Origin of the sequence: Pseudomaricurvus alcaniphilus, assembly GCF_011440395.1 — a bacterium.
In the GTDB taxonomy this organism is placed as follows: domain Bacteria; phylum Pseudomonadota; class Gammaproteobacteria; order Pseudomonadales; family Cellvibrionaceae; genus Pseudomaricurvus; species Pseudomaricurvus alcaniphilus.
Map to the genome: position 1 here is coordinate 151576 of NZ_JAAOIX010000006.1, position 15685 is coordinate 167260.

Consider the following 15685-nt stretch of genomic DNA (forward strand, 5'->3'; position numbering starts at 1 on the left):
GGATGAACAATAATATTTTGGGTTACGAAGGTAAGAATGTCGCCATCATCGGTGGCGCTACGGGTATGGGAGCGGCGGCGGCAAAGATAGTCGCTGGCCTGGGAGCGAGTATCTACGTGATGGATGTGGCGGAGGTCACCTATCCGGTTGCGGCGTCCATCAAATTGGATCTGCGCAGCGCGGAGGCCATTGACCGCGCGGTGGCTGAATTACCCCAGCGTATCGACACGGTGTTTTGTTGTGCCGGTGTCGCCGACGGATTCCCGGGTATTATGCTGATCAACTTTATTGGCCAGCGCTACCTGCTCGATCAATTGCTTGCCAGCGGCAAGCTGGGGCGGGGCGGTGCTATTGTGGGAATTTCATCGGTCGCCGGTCTGCCGTGGATGCAGAACCAGCAGCAGGTATTCGAGTTCCTCGACTGCCGCGACTGGGACAGCGCCACAAGCTGGATCAGCGCCCACGAAGGTACCGACAGCTACGGTTTCAGCAAGCAGGCCTGGAACGGTTATGTGGCCCGTGAAGCACTCGGCTACCTGAAGCGGGGAGTGCGCATCAATGCCATTCTGCCGGGGCCCACCGACACCCCGCTGGCGCGGGCCAACGCCGATGTCTGGTTGGGCTTTGGTACCGATTTCCGCGCCGCCGCCGGGGTCGAAGCACACACACCGGAACAGATGGGCAATGCCCTGGCGTTTCTGGGCAGCAGTATGTCCTACGGAATTAATGGCCAAACCCTGCTGGTGGATCACGGCCATGTTATAGCCTCGATGACCGGCGCCTGGGACGACCCGTTGCTGAGCAGCCTGGGGGCCTAGGTTCCGATGTTTATTGTAATGCAAGAAATCGAGAGGTAATCGGGCACAGACGTCTGTTTGCACGTTAGCGGTTCACAGCGCCGGGATTTAGGTCTAGTGTGTCCAGTGTATGCTTGCAAGGCTGGTTTGGCTCCTCGGCCAAGCCGGCACGCCGACGCTAACAGTAGACGCTAACAATAACAGGAGTAAACGCCGATGAGCAGTCGAATTCCACAGCATTACCAGACCATCAAGCAACAACACCCGGACTATATTGACGCTGTCGAAGCGCTGGGCCAGGCACTCAAAGCCAGTGGCCCGCTGGACGAACTGACTGCCCAACTGGTGCAATTGGCGGCGGCGGTGGCGATTCGCTCCGAGGGCGCCGTGCACAGCCACGCCAAACGCGCTCGCCAGAGCGGTGCGAGCGACGAGCAAATCGAGCACACGATCATACTATTGACCAGCACCATCGGCTTTCCGGCGGTGATGGCGGCGTTGAGCTGGGTTAAAGACCAGGGCTAAAGGTGAGGGTTAAAGGTGAGGGTTAAGAACCCTGGGCGCTCACCTTTAGCTCCGCCTTGCGGCCGTAGAACCACTGTTTCAGTTCCCACGCCACCAGGTAGTTTACCGGTACCAGCAGCAGGGTCACCAGGGTGGCAAAGAGAATGCCGAACGCCAGTGACACCGCCATGGGGATCAGGAACTGGGCCTGGGTGCTCTGTTCAAACAGCAGCGGCAGCAAGCCGAAAAAGGTGGTCAGGGAGGTCAGCATCACCGGCCGGAAGCGCACCACGCCGGCGGTCTGGATAGCCTCCAGCACGCTCTTGTGGTGCAGGCGACGCTGCTTGTTAACAAAGTCCACCAGCACCAGGCTGTCGTTGACCACCACGCCCACCAGGGCCAGCATACCCAGCACGCTGAACAGGGTCAGTGGCATGCCCATAATCCAGTGGCCCAGAAATGCGCCGATGGTGCCGAAGGGAATAATCGACATCACGATCAACGGCTGGCTGTAGGATTTAAAAGGAATGGCCAGCAGGCTGTAAATGGCGAACAGGACGAAGATCAAACCGTAGAACAGGCTGCCAAAGGATTCCGCCTGTTCCCGGGCCTCCCCTTCAAGGGTGTAGGACATGCCGGGGTATTGGGCCAGCAAGCTGTCCAGGTATTCACTGATGCTGGCATTGACCACGGTCATATTGACCACTTCCTTGTCGATATCGGCAATGACATTGAGGGTGCGCTTGAGGTCGTTGCGATAGATGGCGGTGGGGCTCTCGCCGGGGATAAGCTCCACCACCTGGGCCACGGGGATGCTGCGACCGTCGCTGGTGCGCAGGTGGAAGTCCTGCAGGTTGGCGATGGCTTCCCGTTCCGCCAACGGGTAGCGCACCATTACGCGCACGTCGTCGCGACCGCGCTGGATGCGCTGGGCTTCGTAGCCGTAGAAAGCCTCCCGTATCTGCCGCACGACAATGGCTTCCGTCAGCCCGAGGGCGTAGGCCTCCGGCTTTAATTTAATGCGCAGCTCTTCTTTGCCGTCGCTCATGCTGTCGGTGATATCAAAGACCCCGGAATGGGTCGCCAGTTGTACTTTCAGTTGGTCTGCCACCTCGCGCAGGGCGTCGCCATTATTGCCGCTCAGCTGGATATCAATCGGGTTGCCCGCGTGCATGATTTCAGCGCGGAAAGATATTTCTTCAGCCCCGGGAATGGTGCCAATCAGGCGCCGCCACTGGCTCACCAGTTCGGCGTTGGTGATCGGCTGGGAGCGCTCGTTGGGGGATGTTATTTGAAAGTTGACCCGGCCGTAATTGCTGCCTCGGCTGCCGCGACCCCCACTGCCGGTGGTGGAGTAAATGTGCTGAATCACCGACGCGCCAGTCTCCGGGTCGGCGTATTGCTGTTGCAATTGCATGGCCTGGCGGGTGATGTGTTCGATATGACGGTCGGTGACATCAAACGGTGTACCCACCGGCATGGTCAGGGTGACGCTGATATTTTCCGCGGGAATCCGCGGGAAAAATACGAAGCGGGTCCAGCCGCTGGTGATCAGTGCCAGTATCACCAGGAAAATACCGAGGAAGGTGGCAATGGTGGCGTGGCGATTGGCCAGGCAAAAATTTAACGCCGGGCGATAATACTTGAGAATAAAGGCCTCGAAACCGTCGGCCACACTGTGCTGCCAGCGGGACAGGCGACCTGGTTTGGTCGCGTCGCGCATCTTGATGTGCTTCAGGTGGGCGGGCAATACCAGTTTCGATTCGATCAGCGAGAACAGCAGGATCGGTATGATGACCACGGCCATATTAGCGAACATGATGCCGCGCTGGCCCTCGATCATAAGCATGGGAATAAACGCCGCCACCGTGGTCAGCACCCCGAAGGTGACTGGCCCTGCCACTTCCTGGGTGCCCTGGATGGCAGCCAGCTCGCTGTTGGGGTTGGTCTGCAAGTGACGGTAGACGTTTTCACCGGTGACAATGGCGTCGTCCACCACGATGCCGAGCACCAGGATAAAACCAAACAGGCTGATCAAATTCAACGACACGCCGAACAGCGGCATTATGGTGAACGCCCCCATAAAGCTCACCGGGATTCCGATAAATACCCACAGCGCTACCGAAGGCCGCAAAAACAGGGTCAATAGCAGGATCACCAGTATGCCGCCCTGGATGGCATTGCTGATCAGGGTGTTGAGGCGCGCTTCCACCACCAGCGACATGTCGCGCCAGGTTTCCAGCGCCATACCCGTCGGCAACAGGGGCTGCTGCTTGGCGATGTAGTTCTTGACCTTGGTGGCGACGTCGATGGCGCTTTGTTGACCGACCCGATAGACCTCGATCATGGCCGCGTTGCGACCGTTAAAGCGGGATTGCACCGGGTCTTCGGTAAAGGCATCCCGCACCTGGGCCAGGTCACCGACCCGCACTATGCTGCCGTCGCGATTGGTGCGCACCACAATGTTTTCAAATTCAGGCCGTTCGTAGGCCTGGCCCTTGAGCCGAATCAGCACTTCGCCGCCGCTGGTTTTTACATTGCCGGCGGAGAGGTCGAGGGAGCTTGCACTGATGGCGTTGGCCACATCGCTGAGGCGCAGGTTGTACTGGCGCAGCTGGTCCTGGGACACTTCGATCGAGATTTCATAGTCGCGCACATCGTCCAGCCCCACCTGGGTAATGCCCTCGATGCTGAGCAGGTCGTCGCGCACCCGCTCGGCCTGCTGGCGTATTTCCTTTTCAGTAAAGTCGCCGGAGATCGATACCGCGATCACTTCGCGGGTGCGCACCGCCAGGCTGATCACCGGCTTTTCCGCCTCCCCGGGGAAGGTGTTGATGGCGTCGACCCGGGCCTTGACGTCGTTGAGCAGCTCCCGCGGGTCGTAGCCGGTGTCCACCTCGATGGTGACATTGCTGCTGCCTTCCGAAGAGCGGCTGCTGATTTTTTTGATGCCCTCCAGGTCCTGCACTGCCTCCTCGATGCGAATCGATACCGATTGCTCCACTTCCTCCGGGGTCGAGCCGCGCAGCGACACCGATACCCGAATGATGTCGGAGCCAAAGGTGGGGAAGACCTCCAGTGGAATGCGGGTTTGCAGGGAGTAGAGTCCGAGAAACAGCAGCAGCGCCATCAGCAAATTGGCGGCGACATCGTTGCGGGCAAACCAGGCAATCACGGTGCCTTTCTCCTGGGCGGCTGGTCGTTGCCGTTGCGGGTATGGGCCGTGTGCTCATTGCTGGCATTGACCCGAGTGCCGCTGGCCACTTGCCCCAGGGGTGAGATCACCACTTCGGTGCCGCTGTCGAGACCGGTGCTGATGATGGTTTCCGTGGGGGTCTGGAAGGCGACGCTAACGTCCCGGCGACGCAGCAGGTTGTCGCTGTCAACGGCGTAGACATAGCTGCCCTGGTAGAGACTCTTGGTGGGAATCACCAGGGCCTGCTGCAGACGCTTGCCCTGGATTTCTGCGGTCACGTACTGACCGATTTTCAGGGGCAGCTTGTCGCTGTGGTGTATGGCGAAGGGGTCCTGGATTTGGGCCACCACGTACAACTGGTGGCTGCTGCTATCCAGTGCCGCTTCGGTGCGTACAATGCGCCCGGACCACTGCTGCGGCGTGCCCAGGTTACTGGTGATGGTCACCGCCGGGTAGTGGCTGGGGTCCACCGGCTTGCCGCGGTAATTTTCCGGCAGGTCGATAAATTCCAGGTCGCTGTTTTTCAGCGGCAGGCGAATCTCGACCACGTCGGTGGCAAACACTTCGGCCAGTGCGTTGTTGCTGTTGACGTACTGGCCGAGATCGACTTTGGTGGCGAGGATGCGGCCGTCGTAGGGCGCGCGAATGTGCGTGCGTTCCAGATCGAGCTCGGCTTTTTCCAGGTTGGCCTGGGCGGACATCAGTTGCGCTTCGGCGGCCGCCAGCTGCGGTTTGCGCAACACCAGTGCCGGCGCCTCGGCGCCGTCACCGAGCCGGATCCAGTCTCGTTCCGCCTGCAGCGCCTTGGCCTTCTCTTCCTCCAGCGCCAGTTGGGCCTGCAAAACGTTGGCCCTGGCCACTTTTACCGCGCTGCGGTAGTCGCGGTCGTCGATGCGGATCAGGACATCGCCGGCACTGAAAAAGCCGCCGTCGCGGAAGGCCGGGTTGACCTCGATGATCTGGCCGCTGACTTGCGCTACCAGCAAGGTCTGGGTGCGCGGTTGCACCGTGCCAAAACTGCTCAGGCGGAACTGGTAGGGGGTGGCACTGATTACCTGGCTCTCCACTTGCAATAACGGCTTGGCAAACTCGCGCTGGCGCTCAGGTTGCGGCCTGTTATTGCTTATCCACCAGGCCAGCAGCAGGAAGACGCCGAGAATGACGGCGGCGGTAATGAGTTTGGGTCTATTGGCGTGCATGAATAGTCATCTTTAATAATCCGCCCCGAGGGCGAGGTACATATTGATCTGGTTTTGCAGCAGCTGGTTGCGCAGGTTGATGACGCTGCTCTGGGCATTGAAGGCCCGGCGCTGTGCCTCCAGCACCGCGGTATAACTGACCAGCCCCTGGCGATATTGTTCAAAGGCCAGGGCCTCGGCCGCCTCGGCGTCGGTTTTGGCGGCGATCAATTGCTGCAGCCGGGCGCCCAGGGCGCCGTCGTTGGTCAGCGCCTGCTCGATTTCTGCAAAAGCGGTCTGCAGGGCTTGCAGGTAGCGCTGTTCGAGCTGTCGCAGCTCGGCCAGGCGCTGGCGCTCCCGGGCCTGTAACTCACCGCCGGCAAACAGGGGTTGGGTGAGGCCGGCGAGCAGATTCCAGGCCAGCGCGCCGCCATCAAACAGTTGGCTAAAGTCGTCGCTGCTGTCGCCGGCGCTGCCCCTGATGGTCAGCGACGGGAAGCGGGCCTTGTGGGCCGCAGCCAGCTCCCGGTCGGCGGCGGCCAGGGCCAGAAAGCTGGCCTGCAGGTCGTAGCGCTGGCGCACACTGTCGGTGACAAAGGTCGCTGTACTGAGGGCCGGCAAACTCGGCAAACTCAAGCTGCCAGGCTCCAGTTGCGGCAATTGGCCGGACGGGTATTCACCCAGCAGCAGTTGCAGCTGGCGAGTGGCTTCACGGGTTTGTTCTTGCTGGGCACTGAGATTGCTCTGCTCGCTGGCCAGGTCGCTGCGCGCCAGGTAGACGTCCAATGCGTTGTTGATCCCCTGGCGATAGCCGCTGCTGATAATATCGAGGTTGGTCTGCAGGTTACTGACCCGCTGTTCGAACAGCGAGCTGAGCTGCTGACTGGCCACCAGCTGGTACCAGGCCTTGGCCACCTGGCCGGCAAGGGAAACCCGCGCGGCTTCGAGAGACGCCTGCTCGGCCTGAAGGCGCAGGTCATCAGCTTTGAAGCCGTCGTACAGCTTGCCCCACAGATCCAGCTCCCAGGCGAGACTGGCACTGGCGCTGTACTCGCTGGTGCGCGCGCTGTCCGCAGTCTTGCGGCGTTCGGCGGTGCTGCCCAGATCGAGGCTCGGCCACAGGCTGGCACCGCTGGCGCGACGCTGCTGGCGGGCCGCTTCGACCCGGTAGCGGGCTTCGGCGAGGCTGAAGTTATCGTTGATGGCTCGGTCGACCCAGTCGCGCAGCAGCGGGTCGTTGAACCGGTTAAGCCACTGCGCCCCGGCCCGTTCAGGTGAGGCAGAGGAGTCGGGATCGAGCAGGCCGAAAGGGGCGGCCGCCTTGACCGGTTCGCTGACCGAGTCGGACAGAGGCACAGATTGACAAGCTGCCAGCAGCAGGGCGCCGGCGCAAATTCCGAATTTTTTCCTTAAAAAGTGTGCTGTCACAAGGTATCCGTTTCGACAGTTGATTGAAGAGGGTTATGTTAAGTGGCGACAAGATTAACGTGTTTTCGTTGCTGTGTCCCTCCAGGGCGCAATCGCTGCCTGATGGATAATTTTACCGGATAAATGTCGCAGAGTTGTGTCAAGGCAGTGCTGTTTCGTCGCTTTTACCAAGTGCTATACGTGTGCCTGGGGCAATCAGACTTCCTGGCCATGTTTTAGGGTGGAGTAGCAGGAAAGCTAATCGGGGTCGCAGGAAAGGCAATAAGGGCCGCAGCAAAGGTAATAGGGGGGCTGGAAAGCAACTTGGTCTGTCATTGGAGATTATCGGCAAGGACAGTGCTACAAAGGACAAGGCTACAAAGGACAGGGCTGCAGCAGGACCCGGGGACTTGCAGGTGCCGCCAGCGGCGGCACCTGCAAGAATCGCCGCTCAGGGCGCCATCTGGCCACCGTTGACGTCGAGAATTTGGCCGGTGATATAACCGCTGGCTGCGTGCGAGGCCAAAAACAGGTAGGAGGGCGCCAGCTCTTCTTCCCGCCCGAAACGCCCCATCGGAATACTGGCGGCAATTTTTTCTTTCAATTCATCGCTCTTGTCATCGTGGAAGGCGGTGTCGATCGTGCCCGGCGAGACAATGTTGAAGCGGATATTGGCGCTGCTGAATTCTTTGACCCAGTTGCGCTGCAGATTGTGCAACCAGGCTTTGGACGCGGCGTAAATCCCGGCGCCCATACCGCCACCCTCGCGCCCGGCAATAGAGCCGGTGCTGATCACAGCTGCGGTCTGGCCGCTGGCCGCGGCAGAATTACGCAGGTGGGGCAGTGCGAAGCGGGTCACCATCAGGGCCGAGCGGGCATTCAGGTCCATGACCCGGTCGTAGAATTCATCGTCAATCTTTTCCAGCCCGGCGCGCCCACCGAGGCCACCGGCATTGTTGATCAATACATCGATGCCACCAAAGCGGCTGACGAATTCGTTGACCAGGCGCTCACATTCAGCTGTTTTGGTCAGGTTGGCCTGGAAAAAGGCCGCCTCAGAACCTGCGGCGGTCACTTCTTTCAGGGCCTTGTCCGCTTTTTCACCACTGGAATTGCCATTGATGCCCACTTTGGCGCCCGCCGCCGCGAAGGCTTTTGCTGCTGCCAGGCCGATGCCCGCGGTGGAGCCGGTAATCAATACACGCTTGTCTTTTAAGTCGTTGAACATAAGAACCCCTGAATTAGCTTGCTGCCGTGTGTTTCAGTTATATGCCATAACATATCATTTAGTTGGCCCGTTGCGGCGGAAAATTTTGTCAGACATGTTGGGGGCTAGTATAGCGCTTTTTTGCAAAATTGGTATTACCAGTCGTTAATAATCAAATGTAATATTGGTAGCCTGTTTTGGTCATATAAAAAGTATTGGCCGGGTGGTTGAAAGAGTGTTACAAATGCGCACCCAATGAGTCCAGAGGGACGCTAAACCCATTAAGGTTTAAAAATTCCATACGGCTTGGCAGGTATAAAACTAATAGCTTTAAAGGCTGCTGGCCCAATAGTTAGCAGTTATAAAAAGTCCAATAACCCCTCTCTCTGGAGAATGCATCATGTTTAAACATTTCAATCCGCGTCACCCCAGCGTTTTATACAGGCGGAGCAAACTGGCGCTGGCCCTGTCTACGGGCTTTTCTTTTGCTCTGTACCCTTGCTTCACGTTGGCCCAATCGCCGGTTGTGGAAGAAGTCACGGTGACGGGGACTCGCGCCACCATTCAGAGCTCCATCGAGGTAAAGCGCGAATCAATGACCATTGTCGATGCCATATCGGCGGACCAGATTGGCGAATTGCCCGCCCTGTCTATCGGTGAAGCCATCGAAACCGTCACCGGCGCGGCGACCCACCGGGAAAAGGGCGGTGCCTCTGAAATCGCCATTCGCGGTTTGGGCCCGTTTTTGGGCGGCGCCACATTTAACGGCCGCGAGGCTTCCAACGGCAGCGGTGACCGCTCGGTGAACTTCAACCAGTTCCCGTCCGAAGTCATCAACACCGTCAAGATCTACAAAACCCAGCAAGCCGACCTGGTAGAGGGCGCGGTGGCCGGCCTGGTGGCCATGGAGACCCTGAAGCCCCTGGATTACGGCAAGAGCCGCCTGCAAGTCGAAGGCAAGCTCAACTACAACCCCTATCAAGAGCGCCTGGAAGACGATAACGGTCCCGGCTGGCGCGGCACGGTCAGCTACGTTGATCAATTTGATTTCGGTGATTTCGGCGAGTTTGGACTCTCTATCGGCGTTCAGCGCAACGACGTCACCAACCCCGAAGAAGTTTATTCCAGCAGTACCACCTGGACCGCGTGTAATGCCACAGCAGCCCCGGTACTGAGCGGCAACTGCCCCTCCATCAGTCGCGCCCAGGGCGTGGCCGGCACCCCCTTTTACCTGGTGCCCAACAGCAGAACCTTCCGCCAAATCAGCGAAAGCGATGAGCGTGAAGCGATTTTTACCGCCTTCCAGTGGCGCCCATCGGACACGGTGGAAGTTAACCTGGATGTCCAATACTCGGATCGAAGCTTCGAGGAAGACCGCAGCGACCTCAACTTTTCCGAGGCCCAGCGCGGCATCACCAACCAGGTCATTGGCGATAACGGCGCCCTGTTAGCCTATGACGGCAGCAGCTCGATTGAATCGACCAATACCTTCCGCATTCGCACCGAAGAATACAAGGGCGGTGGCCTCAATGTGGCCTGGCAGGCTACCGAGCGACTCAAGCTGGCGGTGGATGCCGCCTGGTCGGAAACCTACCGCAGCGAAATCGATCGCCAGACCCGGTTGCGCTCTGACAACCTGGATATCTTCGGCAACCCGACTGCGAACAACAACCAGCGCGTGAGCTACAGCTACGACGCCCGCAACGGCGGTATTCCTTCCTTTACCGTAAACCCGCTGTTTGACCTGAATGATCACGCGCTGTTCAGCGATGACGCCAGGCTGCGGCGCGACGAGCAGGTGCGCGAGAATGAGATCATGGCGCTACGCTTCGATGGCCAGCTCACCTTTGACTCCGGTGCCATCACCAAGCTGTCTTCGGGTATTCGCTATTCCGAACTGACCTACACCGACTATGACGACCGGGTGGAAATCACCCAGAATGATCGCGCCGTGGATGCAGCGGTGAACCTCGCTTGTCGCCGTGACTTCCCGCAGGATGACTTCCTCGATGGTATCTCCGGCAACACCATCAGCTCCTGGGCCACCTTCGACCCCATCTGCCTGTTCCGGGAATACCTGGGCACTGAAGACCCGGGCCCCAACGCTGACGTGCGCAGCCCCGCCAACAATGACGTCGAGGAGCAGACCTGGGCCGCCTACGTCATGGCCGACTTTGAAACCACGCTGGGGGATATCCCTATGTTTGGTAATTTTGGCGTGCGCATTGTCGACCGCGAGGCCCAGTCCCGCGGCTTGCGCAGTGAGCTGCAGGTAATTACCAACCCGGATGCGAGCATCACCCTGGTGCCGACTGGCGAGTACACGGGGGTTAAGTTCGACTCGGACTCCTTCGATATCCTGCCAAGCATCAACGCCATATTTGAGCTGCGAGAAGACCTGCTGCTGCGCGGCGCCATATTCCGCGCGATTTCCAGGCCTGATCCCAGTGCCCTTGGCGCCGGCCGCACTTTCAACCTGGATAACAGCAGTCCTTCCTATGCCACCGTTGAAGACGCGATTGCCGATGTCACCGCTGACGGTAGCCCGGGCTTGACCACGCTGCCGTCGTGGAACTTCGATCTGTCGCTGGAATACTACCTGGACGCCGACACCATGTTGGGTACAGCTTTGTATTACAAGCGCTTCCAGGGCGGGTTTATCCCGGTGACCAATATCGAAACCTTCGTTATCGATGGCGTTTCTGTGTCAACGCCGGTGGCGCAAACCAAAAACTCCGATGAGGCCAGTAACCTGACCGGGTTTGAGTTGACCATGACCCATCGTTTCTCGTACCTGCCGCAACCGTTTGATGGCCTTGGCGCCAAGCTGAGCTACAACTACGCGATGTCAGACTTCGAGTCACACGATGGCAGCTATGGCGATACTATCAACCCAACTACGGGCGCGGTTGAAGCTGGATTCTTGCCGTCGGCGGACATTTTCGGTCTCTCCGAGAACGTCTTTTCCGGGCAGATCTACTACCAGATCGGCGACTTTGATGCAGGTATCATCTATAAGTACCGCGATGATTACTACCAGGCCTTCGTATCCGGCACACCCCAGTTGCGCTATATCAGAGCCAGCGAAACCGTGGACCTGCGCGCCAGCTACGCGATCAACGACAATGTATCGCTGCGCTTCGAAGCCTTGAACATCTTCGATGAGCCGCGTTACTCCGATATGCCGGTGCAGGGCAACGTTCGTGAAGTCAATGATTACGGCGCCAAGTACTGGTTTGGTGTGCGGGTCAAGATCTAGCGTTCGGTGACCTGGCGGGGTTGGCGGCTGGCCAGAAGTGGTTGGTCGCCAGCCCTGTGTTTCAGGAAATAAGGTTTTGCTGTCAGGTCGATAGGGATTCTTCGTATTTGCCTGACAAACTGAAAAATTTGGCTGACATAGTGTATGACCAAAAAAACCGATTATGGTACACTTGCGTGAAACACAGGGTTTTATGTGTGCCAAGGGGTCGATTCTAACCGGGTCACTTAGTTGGGCGAATGGCATGGGAGGCAAAAGCGCCGCTGCAGTAACAGTTTGGGCCGCAATAACTATGGGCCGCAATAACTATGGGCCGCAATAATAAATAGTAGTAACTGGCTCTGCATTCGGTAGTTCTGCAATAAACAGGTGGATTTAATATGGGTGGAGAACGCTTATATCGGCAAGTAGTGGATCAGATGTTGGAGCTTATCGACTCCGGCGAATACCCGGTGGGCAGTCGCTTACCCCCGGAACGGGAGCTGGCCGAGCGTTTTGGTGTCAGTCGCCCGACGATCCGCGAGGCCGTCATTGCGCTGGAGGTCATGGAGCGAATTGGAGTCAAGTCCGGTTCGGGCATGTATATTACGGAAACCAAGGTGCCGCCCATGGTCAGTGGCGGCATTGCTCCCTTTGAGTTAATGGAAACTCGGGTGCTGGTCGAGGGCGAGGCAGCAGCGCTGGCGGCAACCATGATCACTGACGAGCAGTTAGAGGAGCTTGAGCAGGCGCTGGAGGCGATGGAGCAGGAGAATGCCGTGGATGACCTCGGCGATGACGACGCCGATCGCCAATTTCACGCGATCATTGCCAAGGCCACCCAAAACCAGACCCTGCAATCCATCATTGAAAACCTCTGGACGGCCCAGGAGGGTATCCGGCACATCAGGATGGCGCATCAGGCGGTCTGTCTGAAGGACGTTCAGTTGCGTTGCGATGAGCACCGGGCAATCTACAATGCCTTGGCCAAGCGGGATGCTCACGGGGCGCGCGTTGCCATGCGCCGCCATTTTAGCCGCACCCTGGATGCCCTGCACCACGCCACTGAAGAGGAGGCCGTTGCAGAGGTACGACGCAAGCTCTCAGAAGCCCGCGAGCGATTTTCCGTCAACCGGCTGGAAAGTAGCAGTGCGGCCAGAAGTGCAGCCAAGTAGTTTCGAGCGGTTCAACAGGTGATGCGTAGTCAACGCAATTGCCAATACAGCAGACAGTAACCAGATTATAAATAGACAGTACAATGGTCTCACGCCCGTATGGCAGTGAGGCTCTATGTGCCAGTGCCAGGAGCACTTTCTCTTTTCTCTTGCCGGCGTACTTTTCGGTTTCGCTGCAGCACAGGCTAGGCGGCAAGCTCGACTTACTTGTGGGTAATTCCAAATCGCTATTATAAACCGCTGCTAAATATTACAGCGGTGTATTACCAAAACTGCTCTTAATGGTTCGCAAGTCCTGACACTGCTATCGCAAATTGGCTTGACAAATATGTATTACGTACTTAAGATGCGGCTTGGCTTTCGCAGCAAAGCTGTGTTGGGCATCCGCTGATGTCGGCGCTGGTTTATATACAGTAATAAATAGCGCGGCCGGCGCAGGGTTACCCGAAAGCCCAATGACCAGTGAAAAGTCCGAAGAAAAGCCCAACGAAAAGTTCGATTAATTAATAGTACAAATATAAAACAGCCATCTTTGCCCAGCTAATGCAGGTTCCGGTCAGCGGCAGTATCCAGGCACCGGAATAGCGATTGAAAATCTGAGCAGAGGTGTTTTCCAGCATCTGTCGCAGCCCCGAGAGGATAGGATGTCAGCTAATAAAATCATTTCCCTTGTTATCGCCACCGCGGTTTCCCTGTTGTTGGTCAGTACGGTTGCCAGCGCCCGTGAAACCCTGGTATCCAACCAGCAGGAATTCAAGCAAGCGGTAAAAAAACTGCAGCCCGGTGATACCGTGGTAATGGCCAATGGCACCTGGCAGGATTTTGAGATGGTGTTCCAGGGGCAGGGCACGGCCGAGCAGCCTATAACCCTGACGGCACAAGAGCCGGGCAAGGTGCAGATCAGCGGCAAGTCCAACCTGCGTCTCGCCGGTGAGTACCTGGTGGTATCCGGGTTGCTGTTCAAGAACGGCTACACTCCTACCGACTCGGTTATTTCTTTCCGTAAAAGTAAAAGCGAGCTGGCCAACCACTCCCGAGTGACCAATACCGTCATCGACAACTTTAATAACCCGGAGCGGTTTGAGACAGACTACTGGGTTGCCCTCTACGGCAAGCACAACCGCTTTGATCACAATCATCTCGAGGGCAAGCGCAACAAGGGTGTCACCATGGCGGTGCGGCTGGACTCCGAGGACAGCCTGGAAAACCATCACCGTATCGATCACAACTATTTTGGCCCGCGGCCTATGTTGGGCTCCAATGGTGGTGAGACCCTGCGCATTGGTACCAGCCATTATTCCCTGTCGGATTCCTTCACCCTGGTAGAGAACAACTATTTTGATCGCTGTGACGGCGAGGTGGAGATCATTTCCAACAAGTCCGGCAGCAATACCTTCCGCGGCAACGTCTTTTACGAGTCCAGGGGCACCCTGACCCTGCGCCACGGCAACGGTAATGTGGTGGAAAATAACGTCTTCTTTGGTAATAACGTCGATCACACCGGCGGTATTCGGGTCATCAACAAGCGCCAGACCATTCGCAATAACTACCTCGAAGGGCTGACCGGCTATCGCTTTGGTGGTGCCCTGGTGGTGATGAACGGAGTGCCCAATTCGCCCATCAATCGCTACCACCAGGTAGAAGATGCGGTTATCGAGAACAACAGCTGGATCAACAGTGATCATATTCAACTGGCGGCCGGCAGCGATGCTGAGCGCACCGCAACACCGGTTAATAGCCAGTTCAAGCGCAACCTGGTGTATAACGAAACCGGCAAGGATATCTTCACCTTGTACGATGACGTCAGCGGCATCAGCTTTAGCGGCAATGTCTTGAATCAGGTCAAAGGCCCGCAGCTTGCCACCGGCTTTGCCAGTGAGAAAGTCAAGTTGCGCCGGGCGGCCAATGGTTTGCTCTACCCGGTTGACAAAGACCTGGCCGGAGTAGGGGTTAGCGCCGATCTCAGCCCGATCGATAAAAAAGCAACCGGCGCCAGCTGGTATCCGAAGATCGACAAAAGGATCCGCTTTGAAACCGGCAAAACCATCGCCGTCAAGCCCCAAGCCGGCGCCCTGGAACAGGCTGTCAGTGACGCGCAAGCCGGTGACACACTGAAGTTGGCCCCCGGCCAGTACCTGGTAAGCAAAATATTGACCATCGACAAGCCGCTGACGGTCAGTGGTGGTAAAGGAGTGCAGATCAAGTTTGAGCGCTCCACACTGTTTGAGATCGTCGACGGTGGCAGCCTGCATTTGCGCGGCCTGGCCATATCCGGAGCAGACGCGCCAGACAATGTGGGCAACTCTGTCATCCGCACCAGTCGCTACTCCATGCTGGTCAACTACCAGGTCAAGATCGAGAACTGCGATATTACTGATCTGGACGTGAACAAAAGCTTTAATTTCCTGAGTGTGGCCAAGGGCACCATGGCCGACGATATCACTATCGCCAACTCTCGCTTCAGCAACATCAGCGGTGTGGTTCTGCAGCTGGACCGGGAAACCGATGACTTCGGTATCTACAACGCGGAGTACTTGCGTATCTCTGACTCCAGCTTCAGCGATGTGCAGGGCGCACTGGTGGATTATTACCGCGGCGGTACCGATGAAAGTACTTTTGGGCCGCATTTTTACCTCACTGGCTCCACTCTCGACAAGGTGGGTAGCAAGAGCCAGCACAAGGCGTCCATGTACCTGCACGGTGTGCAGGTGGCAAACATCGCCAACAATACCTTTAAGCACAGCGCACCGATCAGGGTGGCGCATACGGTAGGCGAGCCCATCACCAAAATTGTCAAGAATGACTTTGCCGCGACCCCGGCGCCGGTGGTGGCCGAACTCAACAGTAGCCAGGAAAACACAGCCGTTATCCTGGATAACCAAATAACCATGACTCAGCAGTAATGGCCATGAAGTGCCCGACGGTCAACACAAGGGTAGGGGTTGGCGGTCGTGACTAAGCAGTGGATTTATAGGCCGCGTCA

Annotated in this window: 9 protein-coding genes; 5 read left to right on the forward strand and 4 right to left on the reverse strand. The window is 57.7% G+C overall.

From position 1 onward, the window contains the following. The first annotated feature begins 2 nt into the window (after positions 1 to 2). Both G8764_RS13385 and G8764_RS13390 read left to right on the forward strand, forming a co-directional pair. Positions 3 to 818: an SDR family oxidoreductase gene (locus G8764_RS13385; protein ID WP_166165158.1), complete on the forward strand. Its 816-nt coding sequence runs from the start codon at positions 3 to 5 to the stop codon at positions 816 to 818. 195 nt (positions 819 to 1013) lie between these two features. After that, positions 1014 to 1322, forward strand: a complete 309-nt coding sequence (locus G8764_RS13390; protein ID WP_166165159.1) for a carboxymuconolactone decarboxylase family protein — start codon at positions 1014 to 1016, stop codon at positions 1320 to 1322. 22 nt (positions 1323 to 1344) lie between these two features. Here the strand turns inward: G8764_RS13390 and G8764_RS13395 are convergent, their stop codons facing one another. The 4 genes from G8764_RS13395 to G8764_RS13410 all read right to left on the reverse strand — a co-directional run bounded on the left by G8764_RS13395 (position 1345) and on the right by G8764_RS13410 (position 8310). Next, positions 1345 to 4476, reverse strand: a complete 3132-nt coding sequence (locus G8764_RS13395; protein ID WP_166165160.1) for an efflux RND transporter permease subunit — start codon at positions 4474 to 4476, stop codon at positions 1345 to 1347. Next, positions 4473 to 5696 (reverse strand): efflux RND transporter periplasmic adaptor subunit, encoded by a 1224-nt coding sequence (locus G8764_RS13400; RefSeq protein ID WP_166165161.1) that lies wholly within the window; start codon positions 5694 to 5696, stop codon positions 4473 to 4475. The genes G8764_RS13395 and G8764_RS13400 overlap by 4 nt, the downstream gene beginning before the upstream one ends. 12 nt (positions 5697 to 5708) lie before the next feature. Further along, a complete protein-coding gene (locus tag G8764_RS13405) occupies positions 5709 to 7103 on the reverse strand; it encodes an efflux transporter outer membrane subunit (protein ID WP_341806392.1) in 1395 nt (464 codons plus the stop codon). 430 nt (positions 7104 to 7533) lie between these two features. Beyond that, entirely contained in the window at positions 7534 to 8310 is a 777-nt protein-coding gene (locus tag G8764_RS13410; RefSeq protein WP_166165163.1) for an SDR family NAD(P)-dependent oxidoreductase, read from the reverse strand. A 379-nt stretch (positions 8311 to 8689) separates the two neighbouring features. Here G8764_RS13410 and G8764_RS13415 point away from each other — a divergent pair, with 379 nt between their 5' ends. From G8764_RS13415 to G8764_RS13425, 3 genes are all read left to right on the forward strand, one after another. Continuing rightward, positions 8690 to 11548, forward strand: a complete 2859-nt coding sequence (locus G8764_RS13415; protein WP_243748796.1) for a TonB-dependent receptor — start codon at positions 8690 to 8692, stop codon at positions 11546 to 11548. Positions 11549 to 11928: 380 nt separating this feature from the next. Beyond that, positions 11929 to 12702: a FadR/GntR family transcriptional regulator gene (locus G8764_RS13420; protein WP_166165165.1), complete on the forward strand. Its 774-nt coding sequence runs from the start codon at positions 11929 to 11931 to the stop codon at positions 12700 to 12702. A 644-nt stretch (positions 12703 to 13346) separates the two neighbouring features. Further along, on the forward strand, positions 13347 to 15605 hold the full coding sequence (locus G8764_RS13425) for a polysaccharide lyase 6 family protein (RefSeq protein WP_166165166.1): 2259 nt from the start codon (positions 13347 to 13349) through the stop codon (positions 15603 to 15605). Positions 15606 to 15685 lie beyond the last annotated feature (80 nt).